This is a genomic window from Gillisella vitis (genome assembly GCF_001541345.2).
Classification (GTDB): Bacteria; Pseudomonadota; Alphaproteobacteria; order Rhizobiales; family Rhizobiaceae; genus Allorhizobium; species Allorhizobium vitis.
Window position 1 is genome coordinate 1,103,760 of record NZ_LMVL02000002.1, and the last position, 14,668, is coordinate 1,118,427.

Below are 14,668 nucleotides of genomic sequence, written 5' to 3' on the forward strand. Positions count from 1 at the left end.
AAATTCTAATAGGCGATCTGTCCGTTGATCAGCGGTTTCTTCTCCGACGAGAATTCCTGCTTGAGCGATTGACGCGCATCGCTGCTGATCACCGCCATGGGAGCCGTGACCACGGTGCGGGCCGCGGAACCGGCCAGATTGGCCGTACCGATCGCCACCAACCCGACCCGATCGCCCAGAGTGGTTTCGCCGCCTTCCATGGATTGACCGGCGATGCTCTTGCCCAGATTGCGGATGATCTCCGGACTGTCGGCAAAGGCCGTATGGCCCAGCGGATCGTGACTATCGACGCTGCTGGTGTCGATGGCGGTGATGCCGAGCACTTTCATGTCGGCGGCCAGCGGCTGCAGATCGGCCTGACTCATGCCTCCGACCCGGCTCACGCCGCCCGACAGCCATCGGGATACGAACAGCGCCTTGTCCTTGTTGGAGGTGAAGATGGTGAAATGCGGCCGTTTTTGCCCCATTTCGATCAACTGGCGACGGAACACATCGACATCGATATCCGGCGAGGCGAGAATGACATTCCCGACCTTGGCCGGTACCGCGCCGGTGCGCATCGCAACACCACGCAACGCTTCCATGGTCAGCCACGTGCCCATGGAATGGGAAATGATCGTCACCTCGCCGACATTAGGGTTCTTCGAGGCTTGTAGGATCAGGTCTTCCAGCGCCCTTCGGGAATAGGTGGTGCTTTCCTTGTCGTAGAGATAGTCGAACACGCTGCCGCGCGACGGCCACGTGAACAGAATCGGTGAGGCGTCCGTGCCGGAATCATGGATGATCTGGGCAAAGCGGAAAACCGCATCCGAATAGGTATTGTTAAAGCCATGAACGAAGATCACGGCCTGACGCTTTTTGTTACGGGTCGCGTTGAACCACTGCAAAGCTGCGGATTCCGTCGGGACCTTATCGGCCTTCAGCACCGCGAAATCATGTTCCGGGTTGGGGGGCACACGGGACGGCCATTGCACTTCGCCCACCTTGCGATTGCGCTCCGGCGGAATGGATACGACAACATTGTTCACCGAGATCGCCGTGCCGCGATCGCCGGAATACAGCAGGCCGGGATCGTCCGCCGGTTTGCGGGTGGTAAACACCAGCATATTCACCTGGCTGGCGTCGCTGGCAACCGGCACAGGCTTCAGCACGCTTTCCGGCCTGCCCGCGCAGCCACCCAGCACGAGGACGATCACTAAGGGAATGACGGCATGTCCCGCAAAAGCAGGACTGGATCTTGCTGGCCCGCATGCGGACGACCCAGATGCGGCCGGCCTAGATGCGGAAGGGGAGGGCGGGAGAGCATAAACACGGTTCAACGGAGAGCGGGCGTGTTCCCGCTTCCCGCTCTTGAACCAGCCGAGGGTCGGCATCCTATTTCTCGGCTCCGATAGCATTGCTGTCGGGACCATGGGTATTGGGGGCATGATTGTCCGAGCCATGGTTTTTCTCCGGCTTGATCCTGAACCAGGTGATGTACAGCGCAGGCAGGAACAGCAGGGTCAGCACCGTTCCGACGACGATGCCGCCCATCATGGCAAAGGCCATCGGTCCCCAGAAGATCTGCCGCGAGATCGGGATCAGCGCCAGCGTGGCGGCGGCGGCGGTCAACATGATCGGGCGCATTCGGTGTTCGGTGGCCTCGACCACCGCCGCAAAAGCCGCGACGCCCGATTTTCGCAGGTCCTCGATCTGCACCACCAGGATGACAGAGTTTCGGATCAGGATGCCGATCAGGGCTAGCACGCCCAGCAGCGCCACGAAGCCAAGGGGGGCGTTGCTGGTGAGAAGCGCGATTACCACGCCGACCAGGGCAAGTGGTGCGACGGAAAACACCAGGAACAGCCGGTGGAAGCTCTGCAACTGGATCATCAGCAGCGTTGCCATGATGAACAGCATCAGCGGTGCGACCTGGGCAATCGGCCCCTGCGACTTGCTACTCTCCTCGACGGCGCCGCCGATATTGACGGCATAGCCTGCCGGAAGCGCCTTGGCGAATTCCCCAATCTTGCCGCTCAGCGCGTTGACGATGGTCGCGGGCTGGGTGGGGCCGTTGACGGCGGCTTCGATGGTGATCGTCGGCGTACGGTCGCGTCGCCAGATGGTCGGCTGCTCCAGCTCGTAATGGAAGGTGGCAACCGACGACAGCGGGATAGACTGGCCGTTGCTGCTCGGCAATTGCAGGTCCACCAGCGTTTCGACGGAGCCGCGATCCTTCTTTTCGGCACGGCTGACGACATCGATCAGGTAGATGTCGTCCCTGACCTTGGTGACCGTCGATCCCTCGACCACTCTGTTGAGGGTCTGGGCGATGTCTTCGGAGGTGACACCCAGCTGGCGGGCCTTGTCCTGCAGGACATCCACCTTCAGCACTCGGGCCGGCTCATACCAGTTGAAAGCGATATTGGTGAGCAGTGGGTGGGTGCCGACAATGGCGGCCAGCTTGCCCGCATAATCGCGCACCTTCTGGATGTCGGGACCGGACACGCGGTATTGTACCGGCTTGCCGACCGGAGGTCCGATATCCAGCAGCTTCACATAGGCATCGGTGCCGGGGAAGGTCTGGCTCAGATAGGCCTGGAACTTCTGGCGCAGCTTGTCGCGCACGTCCAGCCCCTTGGTGACGATGACCATCTGACCGAAGGTGATATCATCAGGCTGCACGTCGAACGACAGGATGAAGCGCGGCGCACCGCGGCCGACATAGGTCGACCAATGGTCGATATCAGGGTTATTGGCCAATTGCTCCTGTTCGAACTTGGCCATCTGCCGGTTGGTTTCGTCGATGGAGCTGTTTTGCGGCAGGTTCCAGTCGACGATCAGTTCCGGGCGGTCGGAGCTGGGGAAGAACTGCTGCTGCACATGGGTCATGCCATAGAGCGACAGGGCGAAGGCACCGATCGTCGCAAAGATGGTCAGCCAGCGCCAGCGCAGGCAAAAGTGGAGCATGCTGGCGAACAGCCGGGCAAACCAGCCCTTGTGATCGGCATGCTTCTTCATGGTCTTCGGCAGCATGGTGACGCCCAGAAGCGGCGTGAACAGCACCGCCACCACCCAGGATACCACCAGCGACACGGCGATGACGACGAACAGCGAGAAGGTGAATTCGCCCGCATTGCTGTTGTTCAACCCGACCGGGATGAAGCTGGCGACGGTGACCAGCGTTCCCGTCAGCATCGGAAAGGCGGTTGACGTATAGACATGGGTGGCGGCCTTGCGCAGGCTATCGCCCACTTCCAGCCGCGCCACCATCATTTCCACGGCAATCATTGCATCGTCGACCAGAAGCCCGAGCGCGATGATCAGGGCGCCGAGCGAGATACGTTGTAGCGATATGCCGGCATATTGCATGAACAGGAAGGTGATCGCCAAAACCAGCGGGATCGAGATCGCCACCACCAGTCCGGCGCGCAGGCCAAGGCTGATGAAGCTGATGGCCAGCACGATGACGATTGCCTCGAACAGCGCATGGGTGAAGCTGGAAACCGCTTCCTCCACCACCGCCGGCTGATCGGCGACCCGATCGACGGAAACGCCGACCGGTAGATCTTGGATGACGCCAGCCATGGTCTTGTCCAGCGCCTTGCCGAAATTCACCAGATTGGCGCCCGCTTTCATGCCGATGGCAAGGCCAATCGCGGGCTTGCCATTGACCCGGAACATGCTGGTCGGTGGGTCGGCATAGCCACGGCTGATGGTGGCGACATCGGTGAGGGGAAAGAACCGGTCATTGACCTTGAGATTGATCGACCGCAGGCTGTCTTCCGAAATGAAGCGCCCGCCGACCCGAAGCGCGATCCGCTCCGGCCCGGCATCGATGAAGCCCGACTGGGTGACGGCGTTCTGTGCCTGAAGCGTGGCGATGATCGCCGATTGGTCGATGCCGAGGGCAGCAATCTTGCGGGTGGAAAATTCGAGATAGATCGCCTCGTCCTGGGTGCCGACAATGTCGACCTTGCCGATATTGGGAACGGTCAGCAGCTTGGTGCGCGCGCTCTCGACTAGGTCGCGCAATTGCCGATGGGTCAGGCCATCGCTGGTGAAGGCGTAGATATTGCCGTAAACGTCGCCAAAACGGTCGTTATAGAACGGGCCGACGACGCCGGAGGGAAAGTCGCCCTGGACGTCCTGGACCATGTTGCGCACGCGCAGCCACGTGGCGGGTACATCACGGGCCTTGGTGGTATCGAGCAGGTTGACGAAGACGATGGTCTGGCCCGCTGTGGTGATCGACCTGGTATAGTCGAGCGATTCCAGTTCCTGCAGCTTCTTCTCGATCCGGTCGGTGATCTGCTGTGTGACTTCCTGGGCGGAGGCGCCGGGCCATTGTGCCTGAATCACCATGGTCTTGATGGTAAAGGACGGGTCTTCCTCACGTCCAAGGCCGATATAGGCGAGCACGCCGGCCAGCGAAAACACCATCATGAAATACCAGACGAGGGAACGATGTTCGAGCGCCCAGTCCGACAGGTTAAATTTCTTCACGGGCGCGGCTCCTCATCGGTCTTGATCTTTTGTCCCTCGGCAAGCTGGTTGGCGCCGGCGACGGCAACCTGCTCGCCCTCCTTCAATCCGGACAGGACCTTCACGCGGGCGCCGTCGGTGGTGGCGTCATCAAGGACGACCTTGCGCAGGGTGACCGTGGCGTTGGCCCGATCGATTACCCAGACGCCGGTCGCACCGTCTTTCCTGAGGATGGCGGTTAACGGCAGCAGGATGACGCCGTCCTCTTCATCACGGCTTGCGGTCGCGGTCACCACGGCGCCAAGACGGAACACCTCGGGGGCGTCGTTGATGGCGATCTTCAGCCGGTGGGTACGAGTTTCCGCATCGGCTTCCGGGCCGATCTCACGCAGCGTGCCAATGGCCTGCTTGGTGGGATCGAGCTGGAGCGCCACGCTGAACTTCGTGCCTTCCTTCAGCGCACCGATCCGTCCTTCCGGGACATCGACGATCACGTCGCGCTGGTCGAGCCGCGCGACTTTCATCACCGTCTGTCCGGCGGTTACCGTCTGGCCGACTTCGACGGACACTGACGTGACGACGCCGTCGAATTCCGCCTGAAGCCGCGCATAGCCCAATTGCTCGCGGGCTTTGTCCAGCTTGGCATTTGCCTGGTCAAGACTTGCCTGGGCCGATTTCAGGCCCTGTTCGGCCACTTCGAAATCGGCGACGCTGCCGGCATTGATGGTGGCGAGCGTGCGCCGGCGCTTTTCGGTGATCTGGGCATTCTCATAGGCCGCCTGGGCATTGCGCAGGTCGGCCTCGGCGCTGTTGACGGCAAATTGCAGCGCCAGCGGATCGATTTCGGCAACCACGTCGCCCTTGTGGACGAGATCGCCGACTTCGGCCTTGCGCAGGATCACCCGGCCAAGCGTGCGGAAGGCGAGATCGGTTTCGACCCGCGCCTGGACGACGCCGGCAAAGCTGACCCCTGACAGACGCTCGGCCTTGACGGTCATCGAGCGTACTGGACGTGGCCCGGTGGCCTGCTGGTCGTCCTCCTGGCTGCAACCGGCGGCAAGCGCCAGGGCAAGTAGAAAGGGAAGGGTGATGATTGGACGGTAGAGGCGCATGTCACTTTTCCTTAAAGGCCACGACCTGGCCGTCCGTCAGAAATTTGCCGCCGTCAGTGACGATGATGTCGCCGGGCGCGACACCGGATGCCACCACGAAATCGCCGACGCGGTAGCGGGCAATGTCGATCTTGCGCAGCTTGACGGAGCTGTCTGCGGCGTTGACCGCCCAGACGGCGGGCTGGCCATTGGCCGAGGCCATGGCGCTCCAGGGGAGCACGATGCCCTGTTGCGGCTGGGCGCGGAACCGCCCGACGACAGTCGTGCCGAGCGACCATTGCGTGTCGGCGGGCAGGGCGACCTTGATGCGGATGGTGCCGGCGCTGGTGTCGATGGCCGGAGAGACTTCGCGGATCTTGCCATCCTTGGCATGGGCGCGGTCGCCGATCGGTGACACCTCGACGGTATCGGAGGGCGCACCTTCCAGGAAGAAAGCTTCGAACATGTCGAACACGGCATCGCGTGGTCCGTCATGGGCAAGCGTCAGGGCCGCCTGTGCCGCCGAAACCACCTGTCCCACCTCGATGCTGCGCGAGGTGATAATGCCATCGGCATCGGCCTTCAACTGCGTATAGGTCATCGCATCCTGGGCGGTGGCCAGATTGGCCTGCGCGGTCTGCAGCGAGCCTTGAGCCGTGGCGAGATCCTCGCGGGCCTGATCGAAGGTGGATTGAGCAATGGTGTTGGTCTGGATCAGCACCTTATAGCGGTCGAAGGCCAATGTCTTCTGGCGCATCGTCGCCTCGGCCGATTCCAACCCGGCCTGGGCCACGGCGATATCCGCCTTCTGCTCGGTATTGTCGAGCAGGGCCAGAACATCACCCGCCTTGACCCGGTCGCCGACATCGACATGCCGCTCGATGACCCGGCCTGCGGTACGGAATGACAAGTCCGATTGCACCCGCGCCTTCACCGACCCTGAGATTTCCACCGAGGGCTGGTATTGCGCGGTTTGGGCCTTGGTCACCGTAACGCTGCGCGGTAAAGACTGGCTCTCGGTCTTTTCATTACAGCCTGCCAGACACAGGGCGAGCAGGACGCAAGCCAGTCCGGATAAAGTCGTTTGTAACCGCACTGTGAGGTCCCCACCATTGCATTCACGGGTCGTTGCGAGTAGATATCAATGACTGTATGGTTAGTCAATATAGTTGCCGGTATGTCAGTTGCTGGTATAGGAATTGAAAGCGTAATGCCGGGTGCTTTTGCTCCGGCGCCTCACGCAAGTCCGCTCGCTCAAACCTCAAGGAAATGGTCATGGCAAAGGGATTGAAAACGATCAGCCGGGCCGAGCAGAAAGCGAGGCGCCCGCAGGAAATATTAGAAGCGGCGTTTGAAGAGTTTCTGGACAAAGGGTTTGCTGCGACGCGTGTGGAAGATGTAGCTTTGCGGCTCGGCATTACAAAGGGCACAGTTTATCTTTATTTTCCGTCAAAGGAGGTCTTGTTCGAGGAGACCATCCGGCAGATGTCGCTGCCTTTGTCCCAGTTGCGTGCTTCTGCTGAAATATTGGAGGGCAGCCATGCCGAACGATTGAAGCAAATGATCGGCATGGCCTATGAGATGATCTCCGGCGATTGCAAGTGTAGCGAACTCCTGCGTTTGACGGTGAGCGAGGGAACCCGCTTTCCCCATATTGTAGACAGGCATTACGACGAATTCGTTGCGCCCCTGTTGAAAACGGTCTGCACACTGGTGGAAGGAGGCGTCGCGGCAGGCGAATTTTTGCCAGGTCCGGCCGCTTCCGCTCCCGATGTTCTGATTGGACCGATCATCCACTTCAATCTCTGGTCAATCCTGTTTGCGCAACGCAGACCACTTGACCAAAAGGCCTATATGGAAGCCCATATCGATATGGTGATGCGGACCTTGATGCGTGGCAAGGGCGAATAATCCCGACCGCGTCGATGAATGCCTTTCTTTCCGTCAATCCTGTCTATAGAAAAGCGGGATGCGTCTTCGCTCCGATATTTTCGTCGCCGCCATCATCCGTAGCGTGTTTTCCGCTGGCGGCTTTGCCGCTGTGGAGCGGAAGGGCATGGATCAGGCTGGCGCCATCTTTCTGCGCCAGCGGTTTCGCGATGGCTTGGAAAGTCTTTATGCTCCGGCTCCCCAAAGCCTGATTGAAGACGATGATGCCGAGATGTCAGGCGACCGCCGTTTCGAGCGTCGCCTGGACAAGGTCGATGCCTGCGAGGTCGCAGCTTTGATGGAGCGCGAATACCGTTTCGATCCGGATCTATGGCTGGTGGAAATCGAGATTGACCAGTTGGACGGTCTTTTCTCGCTGGTTGGCGAGGGAGGCTGAAGGGCCGCCACGCTTAATCGCTGCCCTCTGTCTTTTCAGGAAAATCGGGTTCCATTTTTCACGGACATAGTCTCAACGAGAAGCCGACACCGCCAATGGCTGGGAGTCGCTCTGACTGCTTTGATAGGTATAGCGGTCGGCCCTCAACCAGGCATCAATGCGCTTTTCGCAGTCCTTGCCGTCGAGTGCGGCGATTAGCCTGGCGACGCGCGGTTCGCCCTGCTGCAATTGGCTGAGATGCGGATAGAGACGGGTCAATATGAAAATCATGTCGGGAATGGCCATGGCAAGGCCGGTCAGCGTCGTGGCCAGTTGCTGGCCGGAGGTGTCGAGCAGGATACGCTCGGCCAGCCAGCGGCTCGAAGACAGCGCATCGGCCAAGGCCGTGGCAAAACTGCCTGCTTCGTTTTCACGGGCAAAACGCACCAACAGGGCCGCCTGCACAGAGCTGAGGTTGAGCCGACCCAGACGGTCGTGGTCCTGGCGGTTGAGATGACGATCCAGCGCCTTCAAGGTCTGGCGCAAGGCTTCCTCGCGTTGTGCCCTCGTCGGATTGTATGTTGGATTTTGTGTCGGATCCTGCTCCTGCTTCTCTACAGGGGGCTGATCTGGCTCCTGCGCCGCCGTCTGTTTTTCCGTCGCATCTTCGGGTTCGCCAACCGCGTCGGGCCTCAGGCGAATGGCGCGCGGCGGTGCTTCCATCATGTCCTGGACAATATCCTCGTTGTCCACCTGCTGGGCGTGCTCGGGCAGCGGGTCGATGAAGCGCAGGCCTGCCAGTGCATCGATGACGGCGGGCGACAAAGCCTCGCGGCGCACGATCGTGCGGGCGTGGTGTATGCCCTGGGTGCGGGCGATGGTGATGAGCAATTCATCCGACAGACAGGGCGAGGCGATCAGGAATGGCGCGGCAATGGCGAGCGGCTGGCTGGCAATGAAAAATGCTACGGCTTCCGGCACGTTGGGCGATTGCGATAGCGCCGCCACGGCATCGCGCCGGGCCTCTTCGGAGGAGTATTGAAACAGGGGCTGGAACAGCAGGGCAAACTGCCGCAGATCGGCCTTGCGGGGATGTTCGAGGCTTTCGAAACTGGAAACGGTGGCCATTAAAACCACGTCCTTCTTGCGGCCGATCCTCGGATTTTCCAACGCCCGAAATTGATGATCCACGACATTACCCGTCCCAACGCAATACCAATTCGGTCAAAATAGACGGTAATCGTTAGCAAGCTGTTAACCATTGACGGTGTTTAATAAGGAAACCTTGATAAATCAGCATATCCTTGTGTGAGCGTTGCAGTGTCATAGCTTTTACTCGGAAATAGCAGCAAGGCTTCCCGGCAAAACGGGACACTATTCAGTATAAAAGCAACTTTTCATGAGGATGGCTGTTTACCCCTCATGTCTGGAGAAAAGCGCAGAATGCCTGTCTTTGCTGTCCAAAACGGCAAGGCTGGATGTGCTGGCCCCTTTGCCGGGGCAGGATGAAATCGATCTCTTCATCCGTCTCATCTACCCCAAATGGAGACGAGCATGGCTGACATCGTGAAACTGAAAGACCGGCTGGATCAAAAGCCCGTCAACCGCCCCCCCGCGCCGACACAGGCCCGTATCCTGCTGTTTACCGGCGTGCGCTATACCCGCACCGAACCTCTGCTGATCGGCGCCGCCTCGCTCACCGGCAAACGGCCAGTGCAGGACATGCATCCCTACGAAGGGTAAGGCGTGTGTTACGGTGATGCGGCTCTTCCCCTGCGGGAAGTGGGATCGACTGGCCGTTGGCTGTTGCAACCACTGAGGCAAGCGCATCGGTTCACTGTCATTGGTTGAGCCCGGTTGCTTTTCTATCAAGCGATCCACGGGGGCGTTCAGGAGATCCGGGACGTTTTTCCAGGCATTCGTCGGAATGCTCTATGGCATCCTTCACGTTATCCACTGTGCAAAAGACGCGGTAAAGCCGTCTATTCGGTTGTATAATTTGCTCTTGGACCGGACGCATCATTAAGATGATGGGCAATAATTTTGCAACCATTTTTCCCCTGAGATTCACATATATGCTTTATTTAATTGTGCTCAGAAAATTTAAAGTCTGTATTGTATTTTACAACTCTACCAAAGATTGATTTACATGCGATTTTAGTCTTTGATTAATAATTATGCCCACCCCCATTTGGGGGATGTTTGAAGCACCCAAAAATGGTTGATAAACGTTGTTGTGAATAAACAACATTATTTCAAGTGGGGGCGTTTGATGCATAAAGATACAGAGTCTGCGCTTGGATATAGTCACGAAGAGCAAATGGACCAGAAGAAGGCAGAATTGTCTCGAAACAATCGGCGAGATCCCTACGATGAGGAATTGGCGGGCGCGCCCGATCGTGACAGCATGATGTATGCACCACGGGTGTTTGCCGGAATGGGTGTCGTCCTGCTGGGTTTTGCCATCTATAATTACCAATCGACTGGGCTGCTTGCGGCCGCGATCATCAGGACGGTTGTTGCGGCGATCATTCTTCAAAGCGTCTATTTCATCGCGATTGTCTATCTTGTCATGCGTCGGGTGAGGGCGCGCCTTGCCGCGCTTCAAAACAGTCAAGCCTCCCGTGTTGGTGGTACACGAATGGACGAGTGTGCAGGGTGCGACCTGACGCTTGCCGAGAGGGTGGACAATGCCTGATGCTCACAGTGTCGAAACCGTACAAGGTTTGGTGTAGCAACCATTAATCCGCTTCCAGTGAATGAAGCGAAGTCAGAGCGGCAATGAGGTCGGTTTGCCGGGCCATATCGGTTTTGGCGAGCACGGTTTTTATCTGGCTTCTGGCGGTTTCCAGCTGAATCCCAAGGGTTTGGGCGGCATCGCGGAGAGGCTCTCCATCAAGAAGCAGTTTCGTCAACCGCGCCTCGGCTCGCGTTAAATTCATCAGGGATTGGATCATCTCCGAGGTCAGGCCATTGCTACGGCTGAGGGGGACCAGAATGATGAAAAAGCTGACCGGGCTGAACAATCCGACATTCAAACGGGCAGCGGGAATGAGATAGACGACCGCTGGCGGTAGGCCCGGCTGGCCGGGGCAGGCGAATTGAGCACCCTGCATCTCATCCCGACTACCACCGGCTGCCATTCCTGCGGCAAGACTTGCTTCAAAACTTGCCTGTGCTGCGGGATGAACAAAGCGCAACTGGTCGAAGGCCGAAATGACGTATCTTGGATTGCCTGCTTCAAACACTGTATTGCAGCCCAGGATCTTGCCTTTGGCGGTAAGAGCGGCGGTGGGCAGCCGCGCCAACTGCAATGCTCGCAGACTGTTATCGACCGCCTTGAATTCAAGCTGGGAGGCAAGGATCAGGCTGCGACGCAGGTCCCGGCCGACGCTGTTGAGAAGATCGAGATGTTTGTCTTCGATGGGGCCGCTATCGCGCTTTCGTTCAATCGAGATGGCAATGATTTTCTCCTGCGGAAGATCGAAGCTGACGCCAGCGGCAAAGCCGAACCCGCGCGGCCAGAGAAAATCCCGGTAAAGTGGCTCATCGCGCATCTGCTCGTGTGAAAACTGATCGACGTCGCTGATGAATTTTGACTTGCTGGCGCTCAGCAGCGCTTTGGTGCGGATATTGTCTGCCGTCCAGCCCTGCTTGAAAAAATCAGAATAAAGCTCGCGCACTCCTGGCGTCGTGATCAAGGGCATGAGCTCGTCGGAAATATTGACAAGCAGGGCACCTTCCGCGCCAACAAGATGCGCCAAGCGGTCCAACGCATTTTCCCAGGCAGCCGGTTCAGCGGCCGCCTCGTAAATGCAATCGATGATGGTATCCGGCATAGCAATCTCACATATTAATATTGCTATGTTTAGCAAACATCACTTTCCGAAGCAATGCCAGTTCATTTGCTGAATAACATTATCAGATCTTAAGTCGAAAAACAAAATAATCGAATACTTTAATTTTTTATCACTTCAAAAAAATAAAATTTTAGATTTAATTGAATGTGGCAAAGCAAACATGCACGCCTAATTATCGCCGCACTTTGTGTGATTGTGAAAATACTTTATGGATCTATCGCTGTCTGATCGCAACCAGCGTTTGTAAGGAAAGCCTGTGCATCGGGCGCGAAGCTGGCTTGAGGCACAAGCGTGCGCAACACGGCATAGCCCTGGGTTTCCGGCATTTCCACCAATATGGTCTGGGAAAGTGCATCGGGTGCCGTGGCGCGCAGCCGGGCGAGTTGAGCCGGGGTGGCCGCGATAATATCCAGTTTGCCCTCAACGGATGTAGCGTCGTTCATACTGTAGACTTCATTGGCATCACGGTCGAAAATGCCCACCGACCAAAAGGGAACGCTGCCCTCTGCTGTCAGATGCACCGGCGCCTCGCTGACATCGAAAGCGCAAGCGGCGAGTTTGAGGAATGGATCGCCATTGGCAAGCCCCGCCCGGTCCGCCCGGCTGTCGAGACTATAGAACTTGAACAGCGGGCCTTCCATCGTCACGCGGGTATAGGCGTCCTTGCCGGTGAAATGCGGCAGCGCCAGGATGATGACGATATGCAGAACCACGGCCCCGACCAGGCCAATCACGATGGCATAGATCAGCTTACGCATTGCCGCACCCGATTTGTTCGACATGCGGCATGGCCAGTTTCACCAGTCCCGAATTGCCCGCGACCGGCGTGTCCAGCAGAGTGAGGTTGAGCATCAGATCTTCGCTTCCTGCGGGAATGGCCAGCCAATTGCCGGGCGCTGCTTGCGAACCGATGGTGATCTCCATGCTGGCATCACGATTTTTTAGCGTCGTAACCGAGTTCAGCGCCCCCGGCAGGTCGGCCGAGACGGGTAGGGGCGTGCCATCCGGTCGGCTGGCTGAGAGCGTCCAGTAGCGGGCCATCGGCACCGTACCCGCCAGCCGGTAGCGGCAGCGTGTATTCAGCTTGCGCCCGCTCATATCGGTCGTGGCGATAAAACTCAGACCTTCGGCGCTGCCCAGCAGCAACCGCCCGGCTTTTGCCCGGTGTGAGCGCGCATAAGGATCGGCATCGGCGGTCTGCGCCTGCGGAAACGCCCGCCAGCCATCAATCTCAATCTCGCCAAAGCCCACCGTGGCATTCAGCGCCATCAGCGTGGACTGGATGCCAAGCCCGAAAGCAATGGCAAGCGCAATGGCGACAAGAAGCGGAACCCGGAACACGCGATGATTCGAACCCTGTTGATTGTTGGAGAAGCGGTAGCACTCAATTCAGGGCAGGGAAATGGCGGTGTGGACGGCTTAGGCGGAATGCCGCCGACGCCGCAACAGAAGGTTGGCGAGCGTGACCGCTATGGCGGCAAGCAGGACGTAAACGACGATGATGACCAGAAGACCGATCGTCTCAATATAGTCAACATTCTCGACCGTATCCTCCCGGCTAAGCGCATGACGGAGGCGAACCAGGGGAACTCATAAGGCAATGCGCTGACGAAGCGGGCCGACAACAGGCCGAGGACCAGGGTGATGAGGATGTTTGCTGATGTTTTTAACCGCAGTGACCTGACGTCTTACGTTAGCCGCTATTTTTCATTCAGAAATACTTTTACGTCTAGCGGTTTCAAATAACGACCTAATGTACACCTCGTATCCGAGTCGTTCTGCCTTCACATATATCGTCTTTTTTATTTCTTCTGATGGAACGCCTTTGCCGATCGCAGTAGGCGCATTGTGAAATATATCTGCAAGACATTGAGCAAATTTTATATCATCACAAGCTCGTATTTCTATTAATGAAATAGATATGACATAGAGTATATCTTTATAATCGTTACTAAATTTATTTTTTTCATTCATTTTCGTTCACGCGCCCCATATCTTTATTATTTGTAACGTCCTGTTGGTCATTATGATCACCTGCTTCTTTGCTCTCCCATGGGGCGAGATCTTCTTTTTCTGAAAGTTCGTCAACGGGGACCAGCTCGTCGTTCGAAAATATTCCTCTTCGCTTAGCCTCGTTAACGCGACCGTTGCCGTCTAGAACGGTGTTCTCACCCTTTCGCACTTTAATCGGGTCGTCGTTCTTCGGATTCATTATTGAATCTTTAAGATCGTCATTGGAGAGATCTTGCAATTCCGGTCTTGGTGCTGCGTGCGCCGATCCCTGTATTGTCTCTAGATCACCAAAACGCCTTTGCTCAGATTTTGCCAGAGTGTCGTCGCCGATCGAGACTCCAACTATTGTTAAGCCTTCATTGATAACACTTTTAACGTTAGCGGCAGTTTGCTGCAGACCGGTGGCGATGGCATCTCTAAGTCCGTTGCCAGCGGAGTTGTTGAGCTTTCCGTCATCCCTATAGTCCGCAACCGTATACGCAAGAGCATAAGCGGCGATTGTACCGCCGACAACGACGCCACCTGCAACGTCTTCTGGACCCGTAATGTGGCCATTAGCATCGCTATTGTTAATGGGATCATTAAGAGCGTATGCATATCGGTTAGTTCCTACTCCTGGCTTTGTAGGATCCCAATCGTCTGGTGAAATGAACCGCGCATGTGCGTTTGACGCATATGTTATACATGACGTGCAAATGATCATCAGGGAAATTAGAATCCTGGTAGCGCATCCATTCCCCAAAAATCTCATATTGAAGCCTCTAGCCGATACAGAATGTAAGAAAGTCCGATCACTTTTGATGGTTTAAGAGTTTTGTCAATACTGCGCATCTTTCTGATTTTGCCAATCGTGCTCACCTCCCCTCAATCCAGCGCCGCCCGCAATCCCGGTGCCAGCGGCTCGGCATCGGTCAGCATTGTGCTGATCTGGCGGA

The 14,668-nt window shown here is 57.3% G+C and carries 14 protein-coding genes; 5 read left to right on the forward strand and 9 right to left on the reverse strand.

The window, feature by feature from the left end; genetic code table 11:
* Positions 1-5 precede the first annotated feature (5 nt).
* The 4 genes from ASB66_RS10015 to ASB66_RS10030 all read right to left on the reverse strand — a co-directional run bounded on the left by ASB66_RS10015 (position 6) and on the right by ASB66_RS10030 (position 6,651).
* Positions 6-1,106, reverse strand: a complete 1,101-nt coding sequence (locus ASB66_RS10015) for an alpha/beta hydrolase (protein WP_060719228.1) — start codon at positions 1,104-1,106, stop codon at positions 6-8.
* Positions 1,107-1,374: 268 nt separating this feature from the next.
* The gene (locus ASB66_RS10020) at positions 1,375-4,485 is read right to left on the reverse strand and encodes an efflux RND transporter permease subunit (protein ID WP_060718937.1); all 3,111 of its coding nucleotides are present in this window, start codon (positions 4,483-4,485) and stop codon (positions 1,375-1,377) included.
* A complete protein-coding gene (locus tag ASB66_RS10025; RefSeq protein ID WP_060718936.1) occupies positions 4,482-5,576 on the reverse strand; it encodes an efflux RND transporter periplasmic adaptor subunit in 1,095 nt (364 codons plus the stop codon). The genes ASB66_RS10020 and ASB66_RS10025 overlap by 4 nt, the downstream gene beginning before the upstream one ends.
* A 1-nt stretch (position 5,577) precedes the next feature.
* Positions 5,578-6,651 (reverse strand): efflux RND transporter periplasmic adaptor subunit, encoded by a 1,074-nt coding sequence (locus tag ASB66_RS10030; RefSeq protein WP_060718935.1) that lies wholly within the window; start codon positions 6,649-6,651, stop codon positions 5,578-5,580.
* A 179-nt stretch (positions 6,652-6,830) separates the two neighbouring features.
* Between ASB66_RS10030 and ASB66_RS10035 the strand changes: the two genes are divergently transcribed.
* Entirely contained in the window at positions 6,831-7,466 is a 636-nt protein-coding gene (locus ASB66_RS10035) for a TetR/AcrR family transcriptional regulator (protein ID WP_060718934.1), read from the forward strand.
* Between the two features lie 58 nt (positions 7,467-7,524).
* A complete protein-coding gene (locus ASB66_RS10040) occupies positions 7,525-7,881 on the forward strand; it encodes a DUF1491 family protein (protein ID WP_060718933.1) in 357 nt (118 codons plus the stop codon).
* Positions 7,882-7,953: 72 nt separating this feature from the next.
* Here ASB66_RS10040 and ASB66_RS10045 read toward each other — a convergent pair whose 3' ends face one another.
* Entirely contained in the window at positions 7,954-9,051 is a 1,098-nt protein-coding gene (locus ASB66_RS10045) for a DUF2336 domain-containing protein (protein WP_234612515.1), read from the reverse strand.
* A gap of 363 nt (positions 9,052-9,414) precedes the next feature.
* Here ASB66_RS10045 and ASB66_RS10050 point away from each other — a divergent pair, with 363 nt between their 5' ends.
* Complete coding sequence (locus tag ASB66_RS10050; protein WP_070151111.1) at positions 9,415-9,603, forward strand: hypothetical protein; 189 nt, start codon at positions 9,415-9,417, stop codon at positions 9,601-9,603.
* A 529-nt stretch (positions 9,604-10,132) separates the two neighbouring features.
* Positions 10,133-10,558 (forward strand): exopolysaccharide production repressor protein, encoded by a 426-nt coding sequence (locus tag ASB66_RS10055; RefSeq protein ID WP_147274032.1) that lies wholly within the window; start codon positions 10,133-10,135, stop codon positions 10,556-10,558.
* A 43-nt stretch (positions 10,559-10,601) separates the two neighbouring features.
* On the opposite strand, the gene ASB66_RS10060 is transcribed toward ASB66_RS10055, so the two are convergent.
* The 3 genes from ASB66_RS10060 to ASB66_RS10070 form a co-directional block, all read right to left on the reverse strand.
* Positions 10,602-11,699, reverse strand: a complete 1,098-nt coding sequence (locus ASB66_RS10060; RefSeq protein ID WP_060718929.1) for a helix-turn-helix transcriptional regulator — start codon at positions 11,697-11,699, stop codon at positions 10,602-10,604.
* Positions 11,700-11,926: 227 nt separating this feature from the next.
* Complete coding sequence (locus ASB66_RS10065; RefSeq protein WP_060719227.1) at positions 11,927-12,478, reverse strand: DUF1254 domain-containing protein; 552 nt, start codon at positions 12,476-12,478, stop codon at positions 11,927-11,929.
* A complete protein-coding gene (locus ASB66_RS10070; RefSeq protein ID WP_060718928.1) occupies positions 12,471-13,061 on the reverse strand; it encodes a DUF1214 domain-containing protein in 591 nt (196 codons plus the stop codon). The genes ASB66_RS10065 and ASB66_RS10070 overlap by 8 nt, the downstream gene beginning before the upstream one ends.
* A 3-nt stretch (positions 13,062-13,064) precedes the next feature.
* Here ASB66_RS10070 and ASB66_RS10075 point away from each other — a divergent pair, with 3 nt between their 5' ends.
* Positions 13,065-13,316, forward strand: coding sequence for a hypothetical protein (locus tag ASB66_RS10075; protein WP_060718927.1), 252 nt, complete (start codon positions 13,065-13,067; stop codon positions 13,314-13,316).
* Positions 13,317-13,686: 370 nt separating this feature from the next.
* Here the strand turns inward: ASB66_RS10075 and ASB66_RS10080 are convergent, their stop codons facing one another.
* A complete protein-coding gene (locus ASB66_RS10080; RefSeq protein ID WP_060718926.1) occupies positions 13,687-14,436 on the reverse strand; it encodes an RHS repeat-associated core domain-containing protein in 750 nt (249 codons plus the stop codon).
* Positions 14,437-14,668 lie beyond the last annotated feature (232 nt).